This window comes from Delftia sp. K82, assembly GCF_002193035.1.
Taxonomy (GTDB): Bacteria; Pseudomonadota; Gammaproteobacteria; order Burkholderiales; family Burkholderiaceae_C; genus Comamonas; species Comamonas acidovorans.
In genome coordinates, this window is record NZ_MYFL01000002.1 from 274978 (window position 1) to 292113 (window position 17136).

A 17136-nucleotide genomic window follows, 5' to 3' on the forward strand; every position below is an offset into this window, starting at 1 on the left:
GCCTTTCCGGGCGCCCTACGTCGCGCCGGCCAGCCTGCGCAGCTTGATGAAGGCCAGCGCCGCCATCACGGCGTCGTTGAGCGCGTCGTGGGCCTCGCGCTGCGGCAGGCCCAGGCCGGCCATCAGCGTGGCAAAGCGCAGGTCGATCTCGGGCGCCTGCTGCTGCCAGGGCAGCAGTTGCCGGAAGCGGTGGTCGTAGTACAGGGCCGAGACCTCGATGCGCTCGTTGGGCAGGCCCGTGCCCAGCCAGGGGCGCAGCACGCGCTCGATCATGGCCACGTCGAATTCCAGGTAGTAGCCGACCAGCGGCCGGCTGCCGATGAAGCGCAGCAGCTGCGCCAGCGCGTCCTCGATGGCCAGGCCCCGGGCCAGGTCCCGCTCGCGCAGGCGGTGGATGCGCACGCTGTCGCCGGGCACGCTGCGCGAGGGGCGCACCAGCAGTTCCAGGCGTTCGCTGGACAGGATGCGCTCGCCCACGATGCGCACGGCGCCGATGGAGATGATCTCGTCGCAGCGCACATCCAGGCCCGTGGTCTCGCAGTCCAGCGCCACCCATTCGCCGGGCGGCGGCGCGTCGAAGAGAAAGGCATAGGCGGGGTCCGCCAGCCTGCGCCGCTGCCAATTGCGCCGCAGGCCCGCCACCCAGCGCTGCAAGGGCGCCGCGCTCATACGGCGTCCAGCCGCAGGCGCTGGCGCAGCAGTTCGCGGAAGCGCCGCACCACGGCCAGCGTGTCCTTGAGCAGGTCGCGCTCCAGGCTGCTCAGGCGAGCCGGGTCCACATGGCCGGTAACGGGGCGGCCCAGGTCGATCTCGGCCAGTCCCGCCTGCAGGCGCAGGCCCATGAGGAAATGCAGGCCCTGAAGCAGCTCCTGCCCCTGGGCGCCGTCGAGCACGCCCTTGTCCACCAGGGCCGCGATGCGCTCGGCCGTGCCGGTGGCGGCGATGCGCTGGGACAGCGCCAGGCTGCGCACGCCATGCACGATGGGGAAAATGCCGGCCTTCTTGAGGTGCACGGGCGCGCCCTCGCCGCCGCGGCCCAGCAGCCGCTCCCACCAGCTGCCCGGCTCGTGCGCAAAGGCGTCGACGGCCGAGGCGAAGCGCGCCACCTGAGCATCGCTGTCCAGGGCCAGCGCCATCAGGTCGCGCCGCACCGTGGCCAGCAGCGCGGCATCGCCCGCCACCGCATGGGCGTCCAGGAAGATCGCCAGGTGCATGAGGCCCTCGGGGCCGGGAAGGATCAGCCATTCGCGCACCTGCCTGCCGAAGCTGGCCACCGTGCCGCGCCATTGAGGATTGCTGAGCATGATGCCGCCCGGGCATTCGGGGTAGCCGAAGCGCTGCAGCTGCGCGGAAAAGCGCGCGCAGATGGCATCGAGGTCCTGGGGCGGCGCATAGCCGTCGCGCAGCAGCAGGCCGTTGTCCTGGTCGGTCTTGAGCAATTGCTCGCCGCGCCCCTCGCTGCCCATGACGAAGAGGCAGCTGTGGGCCACCAGGTCCGGCGGCGCCAGCATCTGCCAGGCACGCTCGAACAGGCGCGCATTGAGCTGCTGCACCAGCCGCGCCATCAGTGCCACCCGCGTGCCGCCCCGGTGCAGGGCGGCCACCAGGCGCGTGATCTGGGCGGCGGCCTGCTCCAGCGCCTGCAGGTCGGTGGCCTGCTCGATCTGCACGGTGATCAGGTGGGAGTGGTTGGCCAGGAAGCTGAACAGGTCCAGCGCCTCCAGGATGCCCAGCACCTGGCCCTGTGCATCGAGCACGGCCAGCCGGTGCACGCGTGCACGCAGCAGCACGACCAGGGCATCGCCCAGCTGGTCGTCGGCGCGCACGGTGAACACGGGCTGGCTGGCGAATTCGCCCACGGCCAGCCGGTCCAGCGGGCGGCCGTCGAGGATGGCGCGCTGCAGCGTGGTGCCCGTGAAGATGCCCAGGCCGCCCTGCGGCAGTCCCGAGACCAGCACGCAGGTTGTGCGCTCTGCATGGAACAGGCGCACGACAGAGACGATGTCGGTGGCCGCGTCCACCACATGGGCGGCACGCAGATAGGCCTGGTCCACGCGCGCCAGCGTCAGCGACTGCAATTCGTGCCGGTCGGCGCGCTGGGCCAATGTGCCCAGCTTGTGGCCCAGGTCGGAGAACAGCAGGGCGCCAAAGGCCGTGTTGCGCGCGATCAGCTCGCCCACGGTTTCGCGCGCAAGCTGGTAGGCGATGAGTTCCTCGGCCACGGTGAAGCGGCTGCCCGTGCGGCCGGCCACCAGGGCGCGGCCGTCGAAGCTGTCGTCGGGGCCGTAGCTGGCCAGGACCTCGTCGCCCTCGGTCTGCACCACATGGCCCTTGATGATGACGAAGAGGTGGGTGGGCGCAGAGCCGGCGTCGAGCACCACGGCGCCCTCGGGGAAGTAGGCGATGTCCACGCCATCGCGCACCAGCGCCTGTTCGTCGGGCGTGAGGCAGTCGAAGGGAGAGGCGGCGAAGTTGAAGGCGTTGGGCATGGGGCGGGGCCGTTGTTCCAGCCCCGCCATTCAAACCTTCAGGCCTTGCTCCACGCTTGCAGCCGCGTCCCAGCCGCTGTCGAACCAGCCATCGCCTTCCAGGTAGGCGCGCAGCATGGGCAGGCTGTCCAGGCCCCAGAAGAGGCGGCCGTCGACCTCCCAGGCCGGCACGCCGAACAGGCCTTGCGCGGCCGCGGCGTCGGTGTTCTCTCGCAGCAGGCGCTTGGCGTTGTCCGCCGCATCCGTGCGCAGCTGCGGCGCCAGCGTGGCGCGCAGTGCGTCGAGCCGCGCGGGGTCCAGCGCGTCGGCGCCGCCCAGCCAGACATGGCGCAGCACGGCGTCCGCCACAAAGCGGTTGATGGTGCCGTCGTCGCTGCACTCCAGCGCCAGGCGCAGCAGCGGCAGCGGGTTGAACGGATGGCGGGCCGGCATGTCCAGCCCCACGCCCGTGGCATGGCCCAGCCAGCTCACATGGCGGTAGGTCCATTCGCGCTTGCCCGCGATGCCGGCCGGTCCCGGGTTGGCGTGGCGCTGCAGCAGCGCGCCCAGCAGCACGGGGCGGTACTGCATGTGGTGGCTGATGCCCTGCAGCGCCTGCGGCAGTTGCGCGAACGCCAGCCAGGCATAGGGCGAGATGAAGTCGAGATGGAAGGTGATCTGCTTCATGGCGGGTGCGTCGTGATGGGGATCTAGGGTGCGGTGGCCGCGATGCCTGCGCGCTCCAGCAGCGCGTTCCAGATGGCCAGGCGCTGCGGCGCATCGGACTTGGACCAGGCACGGATCTCGTCGATGGTGCGAAAGCACCCCTCGCAATGGCTGCGGTCGGGCGTCATGCGGCAGACCGAGATGCAGGGCGAGAGCACGGGCTCCTCTTCGGCACGCGGAGCGTATGCGGCGCGGGCCTTCTGGGCCAGCATTTCCTTGGGGCCCATCATGCCGCCACCTCCTGCACCACGTCGGCCCAGGGCGCGCCGGCCAGCAGTTGCAGCGCGGCCGGCGTGGCCGCGAACACCGCATGCGGATGGCCTGCTGCCGCCCAGACCGTGTCGAAACGCTGCAGTTCCCTGTCCACCAGGGTCACGGGCGTGTTGGCATGGGCCACGGGGCTGACGCCGCCGATGGAAAAGCCCGTCTGCGCCTTGACGAAGTCGGCATCGGCACGGCCCACGGGGCCGACCAGGGCAGCGACCTTTTTTTCGTCCACGCGGCGGTCGCCCGATGCCACGACCAGCACGGCCACGCCGTCGCTGCGGCGGCGGAAGATGATGCTCTTGGCCACCTGGCCCACGAGGATGCCCAGCTGGTCGGCCGCCTCCTGGGCCGTGCGCGCGGCGCCGTCCAGCATGCGCGGTCCGTCGCCGTGGCCGGCCTGCTGCAGGAAGGCCGCCACGCGCTGCACGCCTTCGGGAAGATGGTGGAGTTCAGATCCGCACATGCTCACACCGCCTCGCATGCAGCCGCGCTGGCGCGCTTGGTGAGCAGTGCCTTGGCCACGCGCGATTGCGTGGGGCGGCCCAGGTGGTCGCTGATGAACTGGCCGGCGTCAATCAGCTTGTCCAGGTCGATGCCGGTCTCTATGCCCATGCCCTGCAGCATGTAGACCACGTCCTCCGTGGCCACATTGCCCGTGGCGCCCTTGGCGTAGGGGCAGCCGCCCAGTCCTGCCACCGAGGTGTCGAACTGCCACACGCCCAGCGACAGCGCGGCCAGCGTGTTGGACACGGCCTGGCCGTAGGTGTCGTGGAAGTGGCCCGAGACATCGTCGATGGCGAAGTGCTGCAGCGTGGCCTCGATGGCCTTGCGCACCTTGACGGGCGTGCCCACGCCGATGGTGTCGGCCACGCCCACATGCTGCACGCCGATGCCCTTCATGAGGCCGGCCAGGTAGGCCACGCGCTCGGGGGCGATCTCGCCTTCGTAGGGGCAGCCCACGGTGCAGCTCATGGCGCCGCGCACGTAGATGCCCTGGGCGCGTGCGGCCTCGGCCACGGGAGCGAAGCGCTCGATGCTTTCGGCAATGGAGCAGTTGATGTTCTTCTGGCTGAAGGCCTCGCTGGCCGCGCCGAAGACCACGATCTCGTCGGGCCACAGTTCGCGCGGCGCCGACAGCGCGGCCTCCAGGCCCTTCATGTTGGGCGTGAGCACGCTGTAGCGCACGCCGGGGCGGCGGACGATGCCGGCCATGACTTCGGCGTTGTCGGCCATCTGCGGCACCCATTTGGGGCTGACGTAGCTGGTGACCTCGATTTCCTTGAGGCCGGCTTCCTGCAGGCGGTGCACCAGCTCGATCTTGACGGCGGCGGGCACGGGCTGTTTTTCATTCTGCAGGCCGTCGCGGGGGCCTACATCGACGAGTTTGACGCGGGAAGGAATGCTCATGGGGTGTTCTCACCGGGATGACGGGTACGGCCCCTATTGTCCAGGCTTGCAGGCCCGGGCACCACCCCATATCCTGCCGGGCCATGCACAACGGCTGCCAGCGCCCCCTTCAGCCCGGCAGGGCCGCCATTTCCTCGCGCAGCATCTCCACCATGCGCGCGGCAGCCGGCGACAGGCGGCGGCCGCTCAGGCGCACCAGGCCGATGGGGCGGCGCAGCACCGGCCGTGCCAGCGGGCGCGCCACCACCTCCAGCCGCTGCACCACCTGCGCGGCCAGCAGCGGCAGCGCGCTCACGCCCAGATCGGCGGCCACCATGGCCGCGATGGTGGCCAGGTGCTCCACGGCGTACTGGGGCGCAAAGCGTATGCCGTGGGTCAGCAGGGCCTCGTCGGCGTACTGGCGCACGCTGGTGCCGGCCGGCATGGAGATGTGGGGCAGATGGGCCACGTCGGCCCAGCCCAGATCGCCGCGCCCGCGCGCCAGCGCATGGCCGCGGCCCAGCAGCAGCACGAAGCGGTCGGAGGCCAGCGGCAGGTAGTCCAGGTCGGCATAGGCGGGGTTGGCCGCCGTGAGCGCAAAGTCCACGCGGCCCGCGCGCACCATGTCGAAGGCCGGCCCGGCCAGGCTGTCGAACAGCTCCAGGTGCACGCCCGGATGCTCGGCCGCAAAGCGCGCCAGCACGCGGGGCAGCAGGCCCGCGGCCAGCGAAGGCAGGGCCGCCAGCGCCAGTCGCCCCACCTGCACCTGGGCCACCTCCTGCACGCGGCGCACGGTCTCGTCCATCTGGTGGCGCAGGATGCGCGCCTGCTCGGCGAAGACCTCGCCAGCCTGGGTCAGTTCCACGGCGCGCGTGGTGCGCTCGAACAGGCGCGCGCCCAGCATCTCTTCCAGCCGCGCCAGCGTGCCCGAGACGGCCGACTGCGACAGGTGCATCTGCAGCGCCGTGCGCCGAAAGCTCAGCGAATCGGCCAGCGCCAGAAAGACATCGACCTCGCGGGCCGACCAATTGATCTTCATGGCCGATCAGTTTATCGAAAAATGCGTCTTTACCGTTCAATGACGGCTGCCTAGACTGCGCCTCAAATCCATGAAATCAGCAGGAGACAGCATGCACAGCAGTTCGCCGCGCAACGCGCGCACGGTGGTCGTCGGGGGAGGCACCATGGGTGCCGATGTGGCCGTGGTCCTGGCCCGGGGCGGCGCCCTGGTGACCGTGGTCGACCCCGGCGCGGCCCGGCGCGAGCTGCTGCTGCAGCACATTGCCATCGAGCTGGCGACGGCCGGCTTTGCCCGGTGCGCATCCCAGGTCTCGGTCTGCGCGGCGCTGGAGGATGTGGCCTGGGACGGCGTCGCCCTCGTGGTGGAATGCATCACCGAGCGGCTGGATGCCAAGCAGGCACTGTTCGCCGAACTTGAGGCGCATGCGCCGGCCGACGCTGTGCTGGCCAGCAACAGCTCGGGCTTTCCCATCAGCGCCATCGCCAGCGGCCTGCCCACGGCGCAGCGCATGCTGGGCCTGCACTTTTTCATGCCAGCCCACCTGGTGCCACTGGTGGAAGTGGTGCTGGGCGAGCGCAGCGACCCGGCCCTGGGCCAGTGGCTGCACGCCTTCATGCGCGGCTGCGGCAGCGTGCCGGTGCTGGTGAAGAAGGACAAGCCCGGCTTTCTGGCCAACCGCATGCAGCACGCGCTGTCGCGCGAGGCCTTCGCCCTCATCGACGAGGGCATTGCCTCGCCCGAGGACGTGGATGCCGCCGTGCGCTTCGGCTTCGGCTTCCGCTTCCTGGCGGCCGGTCCCGTGCTGCAGCGCGACCATGCGGGCATCGAGGTGCATTGCGCGGCCGCCGCCACCATGTACCCCACGCTGTCCAACACCGATGTGCCGGCCCAGGCCCTGCGCGATCGCGTGGCGCGGGGCGATCTGGGCATGAAGACCGGCAAGGGCTTCTTCGACTGGCCCGAGGACCGCCGCCTGGCCGAGCGTGCCCGCTACGACGCGCTGCTGCGCCAGGGCCTGGCCCTGCTGGCCAGCGAGCTGCCGGTGCCGGAGCAGGCACAGGACACGCCATGAGCACGCCGGCCCCCACGTCAACCGCGTCGCCCACGTCACCCACCTCGCAGTGGAGCGACCCGCTGATCGTCACCGTGGCCCCCAACGGCGCCTACAAGCAGCCGGCCGACCACCAAGCCCTGCCGGTCACACCGCAGGCGCTGGCCGCCACGGCACGCGCCTGCCTGGATGCCGGCGCGGCCATGATCCACATGCACATCCGCGACGCCCAGGGGCGCCACAGCCTGGATGTGGACGGCTACCGCGAAGCCTGGCGCGTGGTGCGCGAGGCCGTGGGCACGGACATGGTGGTGCAGATCACCAGCGAGGCGGCCGGCGTCTACCGCGCGCCCGAGCAGATCGCCATGGTGCAGGCGCTGCGGCCCGAGGCCGTCTCCATCGGCCTGCGCGAGATCGACCAGCCCGAGATCGGCGATGCGGGACTGGCGCACTTTTTCACGGGCCTGGTGCGCGACCAGGTCATGGTGCAGGTCATCCTCTACGACGTGGCCGACCTGCGCCGCTGGCAGGCGCTGCGCGCCCAGGGCGTGGTGCCCGAGGCGCCGTGGTTCCTGCTCTTCGTGCTGGGCCGCTACAGCGCGGGCCAGACCTCGCGGCCGCAGGACCTGCTGCCCTTTCTTGCGGCGCATGACGGGGGCGAGCCCTGGGCCGTGTGCGCCTTCGGCGCCACGGAAAACACCTGCATCGCGGCAGCCGCCGCGTTTGGCGGCCATGCGCGCGTGGGCTTCGAGAACAACCTGCTGGCCAAGGACGGCCACACCGCGCCCGACAACGCCGCCCTGGTCCGCCAGGCCGTGGTGTCCGCACAGGCGCTGGGCCGCCCCCTGGCCACGGCCGATGACATACGCCGGCGCTTCACACCGGGCTGAGCACCAGGCGCCTTACAGGCCCATAAGCCGATAAGCCCATAAGCCCATAAGCCGATAGGCCCATGAGCCCGCACAAGACGGGCCTTCCATTCCAACCACAGGCAGGAGACACAACCATGCAACAGCCCACCCACGGCACGCGGCGTGACGCCATCGCCAAAATCAAGGCAGCCACCGCATTCACGGCGCTTCCCCTGGCCTTCATGGCCCTGGGCCTGGCGGGCCAGGCCTCGGCCCAGACCCCGTCGCCGGCGTTCCCCAGCCAGACCATCCGCTTCGTCGTGCCCTATCCGCCCGGCGGCCCCACCGACCTGATGGCACGCATGCTGCAGCCCGAGCTGCAGCAGCGCCTGGGCGTGACCGTCATCGTGGAGAACAAGAGCGGCGCGGGCGGCAACCTGGGCAGCGCCGAGGTGGCCCGCCAGGCACCGGCCGACGGCCACACCCTGCTGCTGGCCGCCAGCGGCCCCATGGCCGTGAATTCCTCGCTGTACAAGAGCATGCCCTTCAACCCGCTCAAGGACCTGGAGCCCGTGGTGCAGCTGTCGGCCTTCCCGCTGGTACTGGAAGTGCATCCCTCGCTGGGCGTCAAGACCGTGGCCGAGCTGCTGGCCCTGGCCAAAACGGGCAAGACGCTGAGCTTTGCCTCGGCCGGCAACGGCACGCCCCAGCACCTGGCGGGCGAGCTGTTCAACTCCATGGAGCAGGTCAAGCTGGGCCATGTGCCCTACCGGGGTGCGGGACCGGCACTCAACGACCTGATCGGCGGCCAGGTGGGCGTGATGTTCGACATCGTGGGCAGCTCGCTGCAGCACATCCAGGGCGGGCGCCTGATCCCGCTGGCCGTCACCTCGGCCGAGCGCAGCAAGGTGCTGCCCGATGTGCCCACCATGGCCCAGGCCGGCGTGCCCGGCTACCAGATCACGGGCTGGCATGGCATTGCCGTGCGCGCGGGCACGCCGCCCGCCGCCATCGACAAACTCAATGCCACGGTCAACGCCATCTTCAAGGACCCGGCCTTTCGCACGCGCTGGGAAGCCATCGGCACGCCGGCCGTGGGCGGCACGGCGGCCGAATTCGGCGCCTTGATCAGGAGCGACTCCCAGCGCCTGGGTGCCCTGGTGCGCAGCACAGGCGTGACGCTGGACTGAGCGCGCCCGTCAGTAGCCGCGCCGCAGGTCCACGCGGCCGCTCACGGCCTCGCCCCGGCTCAGCGCGGCGACCTTGCCCACGATCTGCTCCACGCTGTCGCGCGCCAGGGTGCGGGCCGAAGTGTGGGGCGTGAGCGTGATGCGCGGATGCCGCCAGAAGGCATGGCCGTCGGGCAGCGGCTCGGTGCGGAACACATCGAGCAACGCGCCGGACACATGGCCCCCGTCGATGGCGGCGATGAGGTCCTCGTCCGCCACATGGCCGCCGCGTCCCACGTTGATGACATAGGCGCCCGGCTGCAGCAGGGCCAGGCTGCGCGCGTTGATGATGCTGTCGGTCTCGGGTGTCAGCGGCAGCAGGTTGACGAGGATGCGGGTGGCACGCAGAAAGGCGTCGAAGTCCTGCGGGCCGCAGAAGCCACGCACGCCGTCGATGGCATGCGGCGTACGGCTCCAGCCGTTGACGGGGAAATCGAACACCGTCAGCGCGCGCGCCACGCGCTCGCCCATGCGGCCCAGCCCCATGACGCCCACGGGGTAGTCGGCACGCCGGGGATTGGGCCGGTGCTGCCACAGGCCGGCGGCCATGTCGGCCTCGTAACCGTCCAGACCGCGGAAGAAGCGGATCACGGCCTGGCTGACGTATTCGGCCATCTGCACGGCCATGCCGGCGTCCTCCAGGCGGTAGACGGGCAGCCCGGCCGGCAGGCGCAGCGGCAGCAGCGCATCGACACCCGCGCCGATGTTGAACACGGCCTTGAGGCCCGGCTGCTCGTCGATGAAGCGCTGGGGTGGCGCCCAGACCAGGGCGTAGTCGGCCTGCGGCGCGCCCGGCGACCAGATGTCCACCTCGGCGCCCGGCAGGGCCGCGCGCAGTCCTTGCAGCCAGGCATCGGGCCTGGTGTCTTCGCAGCAGAAAGTCACTCGCATAGGTGGCCAAGCCTAACGGCCTGGCGACGCCCACGCGCTACTTTTGCGCAAAACTGTCTTGCCTGCGGTCTCAGCTTTCCAGGCGCAGCAGCTCGGAGCCTTCGGTAACCTGGTCGCCGGGCGCATACAGCAGCTCGGCCACCACGCCGTCGCCGGGCGCGGCGATGGTGTGCTCCATCTTCATGGCCTCCATCACGGCCAGCGGCTGGCCCTTGCTGACCTTGTCGCCGGCCTTGACGGCAAAGGAGACCACCTTGCCCGGCATGGGCGCCGTCAGGCGGCCGCCTTCGGACTGCACCTCGCCCGCATGGGCCAGCGGATCGGCCAGGCCCAGCACGGCTGCGCCCTGGGGAGCGAACACATGGCATTGCTCGCCCAGCACGTGGACCTGGGCGCGCAGGCGCTGGCCCGCGAACTGCACGTCGAAGGCGCCGTCCCCGGCCTGTTGCCAGGACAGCAGGCCCTCGGCGAGGGACTCGCCCTCGCCCACGGCCAGTTGCAGCGCGCCGTCATGCAGGTAGCGCAGGCGCGCGGGCACGGCGGCCTCGCCCTGGCGGAAGTCCCAGCGCCGCTCGGCCACGCCGTGCGAGCGCCAGCCGTCGCGGCGGCTGAAGGGGTCGGCGGTTTCCTGTGCGCGCTCGGCCTGCAGCACCTGGGCCACGGCGGCGGCCACGGCCTGGGCCTGCGGCAGGCGCTGCTGGTGGAACAGATGCTGCTTCTCGCGCTCGATCAGCGCCGTGTCCAGCTTGGCGGTTGCAAAGGCATCGCTGGCGATGACCAGGCGCAGGAACTGCACATTGGTGGCCAGGCCCACGATGCGTGTCTCGGCCAGGGCGGCATCGAGCCGCGCCAGCGCCTGTTCGCGCGTGTCGCCATGCACGATGAGCTTGGCGATCATGGAGTCGTAGAAGGGGCTGATGGCATCGCCCTCGCGCACGCCATCGTCCACGCGCACGTCGCCGACACGGAAGCTGGCGCAGTCGGGCTTGCGGTAGACGTGCAGGGTGCCGGTGGCGGGCAGGAAGCCGTTGTCGGGGTTCTCTGCGCAGATGCGCGCCTCGATGGCGTGGCCGGTGATGCGCAGCTCGTCCTGGCGCTTGGGCAGGGGCAGGCCGCTGGCCACGCGCAGCTGCCAGTCCACCAGGTCCTCGCCCGTGATGGCCTCGGTCACCGGGTGCTCGACCTGCAGGCGGGTGTTCATCTCCATGAAGTAGAACTTCATGGCCTCGGGCTGGTCGTAGCCGCCGGGCTGCTCGACGATGAATTCCACCGTGCCCGCGCCCACGTAGTTCACGGCCTGGGCGGCGGCCACGGCGGCCTCGCCCATCTTCTGGCGCAGCGCAGGCGTCATGCCGGGCGCGGGGGACTCCTCCAGCACCTTCTGGTGGCGGCGCTGCACCGAGCAGTCGCGCTCGAACAGGTAGACGCAGTTGCCCTGGGTGTCGCCAAAGACCTGGATTTCGATGTGGCGCGGGCGCAGCACGTATTTCTCGACCAGCACGGCGTCGTCACCAAAGCTGTTGATGGCCTCGCGCTGGCAGCTGGCCAGGGCGGCGGCGAAGTCCTCGCTGCGCTCGACCAGGCGCATGCCCTTGCCACCGCCGCCCGCGCTGGCCTTGATCAGCACCGGGTAGCCGATGCGGTCGGCCTCGCGCTGCAGCAGCTGCGGGTCCTGGTCGGCCCCGTGGTAGCCGGGCACCAGGGGCACGCCGGCCTTTTCCATGAGCTGCTTGGAGGCCGCCTTCAGGCCCATGGCGCGGATGGCCGAGGGCGGCGGGCCGATGAAGACCAGGCCGGCATCGGCACAGGCCTGGGCGAATTCCTCGTTCTCGCTGAGAAAGCCGTAGCCGGGGTGGATGGCCTGGGCGCCCGTGGCCTTGGCGGCCTCCAGGATGCGTTCCCAGCGCAGATAGCTGTCCTTGGGGGCGCTGCCGCCGATGTGCACGGCCTCGTCGCAGGCCTGCACATGCTTGGCGCGGGCATCGGCGTCCGAGTACACGGCCACGGTGCGCACGCCCATGCGGCGGGCGGAAGCCGCGACGCGGCAGGCGATTTCACCGCGATTGGCGATCAGGATCTTCTTGAACATGCGTTATCTCCAGTGTTTTCTCTGCAGCCCCGGTCATTCGGCGACCGGCGGCTATGGTTTTTGATTCATCGCGGGAGACCCGCCCAACAGCGAGCGCAGGCGCTGCACCACGGCCTTGAGAAAGCGCCACAGCGCCCAGGTCAGCAGCCACAGGGCGATGACCACGACCAGCAGCACGGCGGCGAAGGCCAGCGGATGCGTGAGCGCCAGCCAGATCGCGCCCACCGAGGCACCGTCCTCCACCAGGCTCGCGCCCACGTTGGAGAACGGCTCGGGCGAAGTGTTGATGGCCGCGCGCGCCGTGCTCTTGGCCACCTGGCTGGACAGGGCCAGCGAGCCGCCCATCAGGGCCGCCATGGTGGCCATGGTCGCGCTGTCGGCGCCGAAGACGCCGGCCGCCAGCGCCGCGCCCGCCGGGATGCGGATCACGCTTTGCAGCAGGTCCCAGACCGAGTCCACGCCGGGGATCTTGTCGGCGAAGAACTCCACGAACAGCAGCGCGCCGCTGGCGAACAGCAGGGCCGGATGCTCCAGCACATGCAGCCCGCCCGGCAGCGCCACCCAGCCCAGCGCCCCCAGCAGCCCGGTCACGAAGACCACGGCGTAGAGCCTAAAGCCGCTGGCCCAGCCCAGTGCGGCGGCCAGCGCCAGCAGGCCGGCCATGTCCATGCCGCTGGTGGCCTGGCCCACGCGCTCGGCCACTTCGCCAGCCGCCTCGCTGACCGTGTGGTGCACGGCCGGGCCCGGGTACAGGCCCACGGACTGCAGCCACTGGACGAGGGAGTCGGTCAGGGTGCTCATGGTGTTGGCTCGGCGTTGGCTCGGCGTTGCTCGGTGGTCGCGCGATGAATGGGCGGCCCGCGCGTGTCAGGCCAGCCAAGCCGGCTTGCGCTTTTGCAGGAAGGCCTGCACGCCCTCCTTGCCCTCGGCGCTGGCGCGGATGTCGGCGATGCCTTCGACGGTGGCGGCGATCAGTTGCTCGTTGATCTCGCGCTCGGCCACGTCGATCACCAGGCGCTTGCAGGCGCGGGCGGCGGCGGGACCGGCGCTGACCAGGTGCTTGAGCAGGCCGTCCACGGCGTTGTCCAGCTCGTCTGCCGCCACCACGCGGTGCACGAAGCCGATGCGCAGCGCCTCGGCCGCGTCGAAGCGCTCACCGGTCAGGAAGTAGCGGTGGGCGGCGCGCGCGCCCATGGCGCGGATCACGTAGGGGCTGATGGTGGCGGGGATCAGGCCGATCTTCACCTCGGACAGGCAAAAGCCCGCGCCCTCGGCGGCCACGGCCATGTCGCAGGCAGCGACCAGGCCCATGCCGCCCGCATAGACATCGCCCTGCACGCGCGCGATGGTGGGCTGCGGGCATTCGTAGATCACGCGCAGCATTTCGGCCAGCAGGCCGGCGTCCTCGCGGTTCTCGTCGCGCGAGTAGTCGGCCATGCGGCGCATCCAGTTGAGGTTGGCGCCTGCGCAAAAGGCCGGGCCCTCGGCGGCCAGCACCACGGCGCGCACGTCGCTGCGCTTGCCCACGGAGTGGAAGGCCTGGGTGATGTCGGCGATGACCTCGTCGCTGAAGGCATTGCGCACTTCGGGCTGGGTCAGCGTGATGGTGGCCAGGGGGCCCTGGAATTCGAGGGTCAGTGCGGTGGTTTTCATGAAGTACCTCGCTGCAAGGAAAGAGGGGCCGCCGTCACATGCGGAACACGCCGAAGCGCGTGTCCTCTATGGGAGCGTTGCGCGTGGCCGCCAGGCCCAGCGCCAGCACGCGGCGCGTGTCGGCAGGGTCGATGACGCCATCGTCCCACAGGCGCGCCGTCGCGTAATAGGGGTGGCCCTGATCCTCGTACTGCTGGCGGATGGGGGCCTTGAAGGCCTCTTCCTCCTCGGCCGTCCACTGGCCGCCCTTGGCCTCGATGCCGTCGCGCTTGACGGTGGCCAGCACGCTGGCCGCCTGCTCGCCGCCCATGACCGAGATGCGCGCGTTGGGCCACATCCACAGGAAGCGCGGCGAGTAGGCGCGGCCGCACATGCCGTAGTTGCCCGCGCCGAAGGAGCCGCCGATGATGATGGTGAACTTCGGCACGGCCGCCGTGGCCACGGCCGTGACCAGCTTGGCGCCGTGGCGGGCAATGCCTTCGTTCTCGTACTTGCGGCCCACCATGAAACCCGTGATGTTCTGCAGGAAGACCAGCGGGATCTTGCGCTGGCAGCACAGCTCGATGAAGTGCGCGCCCTTGACCGCCGATTCGCTGAACAGGATGCCGTTGTTGGCGATGATGCCCACCTGCATGCCCTCGATGCGCGCAAAGCCGCAGACCAGGGTGGCGCCGAAGCGGGCCTTGAACTCGTCGAAGCGGCTGCCGTCCACCACGCGGGCGATGATCTCGCGCACATCGAAGGGCTTGCGCGTGTCCACGGGGATCACGCCGTACAGCTCGCCGCCGTCGAACAGCGGCGCCTCGGGGGGCAGGTCGCCAGCCGCCGGCTGCTTGGCATGGTTGAGGTTGGCCACGGACTGGCGCGCCAGCGCCAGCGCGTGGGTGTCGTTGTGAGCCAGGTGGTCGGCCACGCCCGACAGGCGCGTGTGCACGTCGCCGCCGCCCAGGTCCTCGGCGCTGACCACCTCGCCCGTGGCGGCCTTCACCAGCGGCGGGCCGCCCAGGAAGATGGTGCCCTGGTTCTTGACGATGATGGACTCGTCGCTCATGGCCGGCACATAGGCGCCGCCGGCCGTGCACGAGCCCATGACCACGGCGATCTGGGCAATGCCCTCGGCGCTCATGTTGGCCTGGTTGAAGAAGATGCGGCCGAAGTGCTCGCGGTCGGGAAACACATCGTCCTGGTTGGGCAGGTTGGCGCCGCCCGAGTCCACCAGGTAGATGCAGGGCAGGCGGTTCTGCGCGGCGATCTCCTGGGCGCGCAGGTGCTTCTTCACCGTCATCGGGTAGTAGGTGCCGCCCTTCACCGTGGCGTCGTTGCACACGATCATGCAGTCCACGCCGCTGACGCGGCCGATGCCGGCGATCAGGCCCGCGCCGGGTGCATCGTTGCGGTACATGTTGAGCGCGGCCAGCGGGGCGATCTCCAGAAAGGGCGTGCCCGGGTCCAGCAGCATGGCCACGCGGTCGCGCGGCAGCAGCTTGCCGCGCGCCACGTGCTTGGCGCGCGCGGCCTCGCCGCCGCCCTCGGCGACCTTGGCCACCTGGGCCTGCAGGTCTTCGACCACGGCGCGCATGGCGGCGGCATTGGCCAGGAAGTCCGCCGAACGCGGATTGAGTTGGGTGCCCAGAATGCTCATGTGTGGCCTCTTCTTGTGTTTGCCCGATGCGGGCGCTTGGTTTTTTCGAATGTGCTGCAAAGAACGGCGGCCCGGGCTGGGGAAAATGCCGTATGCACACCGTTGAAATCGTCTTGCTCGTTTTGCTGCTGGGGGCACTGACCGGCATTGCCGCGCGCTATGTGCGCGCCATCCCGCTGCCGCTGATACAGATCGCCCTGGGAGCGCTGATCGCCTGGCCGCAAAAGGGCCTGCACATCGCCTTCGATCCCGAGCTGTTCCTGCTGCTGTTCATCCCGCCGCTGCTGTTCGCCGACGGCTGGCGCATCCCCAAGCGCGAGTTCTTCTCGCTGTACCGCCCCATCCTGCGCCTGGCGCTGGGCCTGGTGCTGTTCACGGTGGTGGGGCTGGGCTGGCTGATCCACTGGCTGGTGCCCGGCATGCCGCTGACCGTGGCCTTCGCGCTGGCCGCCGTGGTCTCGCCCACCGATGCCGTGGCCGTCTCGGCCATCACGCGCAACCTGGGCATGCCCGAGAAGACCATGCACATCCTCGAAGGCGAGTCCCTGCTCAACGATGCCTCGGGCCTGGTGGCGCTGAAGTTCGCCATTGCCGCCACGCTGACCGGCCTGTTCTCGTGGACCGAGGTGGCCAAGGAATTCATGTGGATGGCCCTGGGCGGCCTGGGCGTGGGCACGCTGATCGGCTGGGGCTTTTCCTATGCACGCAGCACCATCACGCGCCGCCTGGGCGACGTGGCGGCCACGCAGATGGTGCTGCTGCTGATCCTGCTGCCCTTCGCCGCCTACATCGTGGGCGAAAAGATCGGCGTGTCGGGCATCCTGTCGGCCGTGGCCGCGGGCATTGCCACCAACTTCGCCGACCTGGAGCGCAGCAGCTACATCAGCGAGCGGCTGCAGACCGAGGGCACCTGGAGCATGGTGGAAGCCTCGTTCAACGGCGCCATCTTCCTGCTGCTGGGCCTGCAGCTGCCCTCCATCATCGGCGTGACGCTGCACGATGCGGGCAGCGAATGGTGGGTGCTGGTGGGCTATGTGGTGATCATCTCCAGCGCGCTGCTGCTGATGCGCTGGATCTGGCTGACCCTGGGCGTGCAGCGCAGCCTGGCTCGCGCCCACTTCCAGGGAAAGATGGCAGAGCGCCCGTCGCACCTGCTGAACCTGGCCACCACCATGGCCGGCATACGCGGCGCCGTGACGCTGGCTGGCGCGCTGTCCGTGCCCATGCTGCTGAACAACGGCCAGCCCTTTCCGGGCCGCGAGATGCTGATCTTCCTGGCCACCGGCACCATCTTGTTCACCCTGGTGCTGGGCAGCATCGCCCTGCCGCTGATCCTGCGCCGCATGCCCCAGCCCGGCGAATCGCCCACGGTGCGCGAGGAGCGCCTGGCGCGCGTGGCCGCCTGCCAGTCCGCCATTGGCGGGCTGACGCTGAGCGAGGAAGAGATCCAGGGCCACACGCCCGAATGGGTGGCCATGCACCAGGAAGTCATGGGCCACCTGACGCAGGAGTACCGCAACCGCGTCCAGCTGCTGGACGACGGCAGCGGCACGGCCTCCAGCATCGAGATCCAGCGCGAGGCGCCCGAAGTCGTGCGCCAGCGCAAGCTGCGCTACCTGCTGGAGATCGAGCTGCGCCTGCGCTGCATCCACCAGGAGCGCGACGCGCTCTACGCCGAGCGCCAGGCCCACCGCATCAACGACGAGTCGCTGCGCCGCCTGGTCAGCGAGCTGGACATGCAGGAGATCTCGCTGCGCAAGCGCCTGGTCGTGGCGCGCCGCGCTGCAGCCTCGGCCGTGGCCGCGCCCGAAGGCGGCACGCACTAGGCGGCACGCGGTGGACAGCTGGCGGCAGTGCATGAA

Annotated in this window: 16 protein-coding genes; 4 read left to right on the forward strand and 12 right to left on the reverse strand. The window is 70.3% G+C overall.

The window, feature by feature from the left end:
• Positions 1 to 15: 15 nt before the first annotated feature.
• The 7 genes from KDK82_RS16685 to KDK82_RS16715 form a co-directional block, all read right to left on the reverse strand.
• Positions 16 to 669 carry a 3'-5' exonuclease gene (locus tag KDK82_RS16685; protein WP_088165657.1) on the reverse strand — a complete coding sequence of 218 codons (654 nt, stop codon included), beginning with the start codon at positions 667 to 669 and terminating at the stop codon, positions 16 to 18.
• The gene (locus KDK82_RS16690) at positions 666 to 2519 is read right to left on the reverse strand and encodes a DUF294 nucleotidyltransferase-like domain-containing protein (protein ID WP_071956978.1); all 1854 of its coding nucleotides are present in this window, start codon (positions 2517 to 2519) and stop codon (positions 666 to 668) included. The genes KDK82_RS16685 and KDK82_RS16690 overlap by 4 nt, the downstream gene beginning before the upstream one ends.
• A complete protein-coding gene (locus tag KDK82_RS16695) occupies positions 2520 to 3155 on the reverse strand; it encodes a DsbA family protein (protein WP_088165658.1) in 636 nt (211 codons plus the stop codon).
• Between the two features lie 23 nt (positions 3156 to 3178).
• Complete coding sequence (locus KDK82_RS16700) at positions 3179 to 3421, reverse strand: DUF1289 domain-containing protein (RefSeq protein WP_049801477.1); 243 nt, start codon at positions 3419 to 3421, stop codon at positions 3179 to 3181.
• A complete protein-coding gene (locus tag KDK82_RS16705; protein WP_013800403.1) occupies positions 3421 to 3924 on the reverse strand; it encodes a YbaK/EbsC family protein in 504 nt (167 codons plus the stop codon). Before KDK82_RS16705 ends, KDK82_RS16700 begins: the two co-directional genes overlap by 1 nt.
• A gap of 2 nt (positions 3925 to 3926) precedes the next feature.
• A complete protein-coding gene (locus KDK82_RS16710; protein ID WP_043820259.1) occupies positions 3927 to 4868 on the reverse strand; it encodes a hydroxymethylglutaryl-CoA lyase in 942 nt (313 codons plus the stop codon).
• A 109-nt stretch (positions 4869 to 4977) separates the two neighbouring features.
• Positions 4978 to 5886, reverse strand: a complete 909-nt coding sequence (locus tag KDK82_RS16715; RefSeq protein WP_088165659.1) for a LysR family transcriptional regulator — start codon at positions 5884 to 5886, stop codon at positions 4978 to 4980.
• 91 nt (positions 5887 to 5977) lie between these two features.
• On the opposite strand from KDK82_RS16715, the gene KDK82_RS16720 reads away from it, so the two are divergent.
• The 3 genes from KDK82_RS16720 to KDK82_RS16730 all read left to right on the forward strand — a co-directional run bounded on the left by KDK82_RS16720 (position 5978) and on the right by KDK82_RS16730 (position 8960).
• On the forward strand, positions 5978 to 6940 hold the full coding sequence (locus tag KDK82_RS16720) for a 3-hydroxyacyl-CoA dehydrogenase family protein (RefSeq protein ID WP_047474196.1): 963 nt from the start codon (positions 5978 to 5980) through the stop codon (positions 6938 to 6940).
• On the forward strand, positions 6937 to 7809 hold the full coding sequence (locus KDK82_RS16725) for a 3-keto-5-aminohexanoate cleavage protein (RefSeq protein WP_088165660.1): 873 nt from the start codon (positions 6937 to 6939) through the stop codon (positions 7807 to 7809). The genes KDK82_RS16720 and KDK82_RS16725 overlap by 4 nt, the downstream gene beginning before the upstream one ends.
• Before the next feature lie 116 nt (positions 7810 to 7925).
• Positions 7926 to 8960 (forward strand): tripartite tricarboxylate transporter substrate binding protein, encoded by a 1035-nt coding sequence (locus tag KDK82_RS16730; RefSeq protein WP_088165661.1) that lies wholly within the window; start codon positions 7926 to 7928, stop codon positions 8958 to 8960.
• Between the two features lie 9 nt (positions 8961 to 8969).
• Here the strand turns inward: KDK82_RS16730 and KDK82_RS16735 are convergent, their stop codons facing one another.
• The 5 genes from KDK82_RS16735 to KDK82_RS16755 form a co-directional block, all read right to left on the reverse strand.
• On the reverse strand, positions 8970 to 9890 hold the full coding sequence (locus tag KDK82_RS16735) for a glyoxylate/hydroxypyruvate reductase A (RefSeq protein ID WP_088165662.1): 921 nt from the start codon (positions 9888 to 9890) through the stop codon (positions 8970 to 8972).
• Between the two features lie 70 nt (positions 9891 to 9960).
• Positions 9961 to 11979, reverse strand: a complete 2019-nt coding sequence (locus KDK82_RS16740; RefSeq protein WP_065346949.1) for an acetyl/propionyl/methylcrotonyl-CoA carboxylase subunit alpha — start codon at positions 11977 to 11979, stop codon at positions 9961 to 9963.
• A 51-nt stretch (positions 11980 to 12030) separates the two neighbouring features.
• The gene (locus tag KDK82_RS16745; protein WP_043820273.1) at positions 12031 to 12780 is read right to left on the reverse strand and encodes a DUF4126 domain-containing protein; all 750 of its coding nucleotides are present in this window, start codon (positions 12778 to 12780) and stop codon (positions 12031 to 12033) included.
• Between the two features lie 66 nt (positions 12781 to 12846).
• Positions 12847 to 13632, reverse strand: a complete 786-nt coding sequence (locus tag KDK82_RS16750) for an enoyl-CoA hydratase/isomerase family protein (protein ID WP_012207769.1) — start codon at positions 13630 to 13632, stop codon at positions 12847 to 12849.
• Positions 13633 to 13666: 34 nt separating this feature from the next.
• Positions 13667 to 15274 (reverse strand): carboxyl transferase domain-containing protein, encoded by a 1608-nt coding sequence (locus KDK82_RS16755; RefSeq protein ID WP_088165663.1) that lies wholly within the window; start codon positions 15272 to 15274, stop codon positions 13667 to 13669.
• Between the two features lie 92 nt (positions 15275 to 15366).
• On the opposite strand from KDK82_RS16755, the gene KDK82_RS16760 reads away from it, so the two are divergent.
• Entirely contained in the window at positions 15367 to 17100 is a 1734-nt protein-coding gene (locus KDK82_RS16760; RefSeq protein ID WP_013800394.1) for a Na+/H+ antiporter, read from the forward strand.
• Positions 17101 to 17136: the final 36 nt, after the last annotated feature.

Excerpts from the sequence above, each read along its gene's own strand:
- KDK82_RS16685 (WP_088165657.1), bottom strand. The coding sequence starts at position 669 with ATGAGCGCGGCGCCCTTGCAGCGCTGGGTGGCGGGCCTGCGGCGCAAT.
- KDK82_RS16690 (WP_071956978.1), bottom strand. The coding sequence starts at position 2,519 with ATGGCGGGGCTGGAACAACGGCCCCGCCCCATGCCCAACGCCTTCAAC.
- KDK82_RS16695 (WP_088165658.1), bottom strand. The coding sequence starts at position 3,155 with ATGAAGCAGATCACCTTCCATCTCGACTTCATCTCGCCCTATGCCTGG.
- KDK82_RS16700 (WP_049801477.1), bottom strand. The coding sequence starts at position 3,421 with ATGGGCCCCAAGGAAATGCTGGCCCAGAAGGCCCGCGCCGCATACGCT.
- KDK82_RS16705 (WP_013800403.1), bottom strand. The coding sequence starts at position 3,924 with ATGTGCGGATCTGAACTCCACCATCTTCCCGAAGGCGTGCAGCGCGTG.
- KDK82_RS16710 (WP_043820259.1), bottom strand. The coding sequence starts at position 4,868 with ATGAGCATTCCTTCCCGCGTCAAACTCGTCGATGTAGGCCCCCGCGAC.
- KDK82_RS16715 (WP_088165659.1), bottom strand. The coding sequence starts at position 5,886 with ATGAAGATCAATTGGTCGGCCCGCGAGGTCGATGTCTTTCTGGCGCTG.
- KDK82_RS16720 (WP_047474196.1), top strand. The coding sequence starts at position 5,978 with ATGCACAGCAGTTCGCCGCGCAACGCGCGCACGGTGGTCGTCGGGGGA.
- KDK82_RS16725 (WP_088165660.1), top strand. The coding sequence starts at position 6,937 with ATGAGCACGCCGGCCCCCACGTCAACCGCGTCGCCCACGTCACCCACC.
- KDK82_RS16730 (WP_088165661.1), top strand. The coding sequence starts at position 7,926 with ATGCAACAGCCCACCCACGGCACGCGGCGTGACGCCATCGCCAAAATC.
- KDK82_RS16735 (WP_088165662.1), bottom strand. The coding sequence starts at position 9,890 with ATGCGAGTGACTTTCTGCTGCGAAGACACCAGGCCCGATGCCTGGCTG.
- KDK82_RS16740 (WP_065346949.1), bottom strand. The coding sequence starts at position 11,979 with ATGTTCAAGAAGATCCTGATCGCCAATCGCGGTGAAATCGCCTGCCGC.
- KDK82_RS16745 (WP_043820273.1), bottom strand. The coding sequence starts at position 12,780 with ATGAGCACCCTGACCGACTCCCTCGTCCAGTGGCTGCAGTCCGTGGGC.
- KDK82_RS16750 (WP_012207769.1), bottom strand. The coding sequence starts at position 13,632 with ATGAAAACCACCGCACTGACCCTCGAATTCCAGGGCCCCCTGGCCACC.
- KDK82_RS16755 (WP_088165663.1), bottom strand. The coding sequence starts at position 15,274 with ATGAGCATTCTGGGCACCCAACTCAATCCGCGTTCGGCGGACTTCCTG.
- KDK82_RS16760 (WP_013800394.1), top strand. The coding sequence starts at position 15,367 with ATGCACACCGTTGAAATCGTCTTGCTCGTTTTGCTGCTGGGGGCACTG.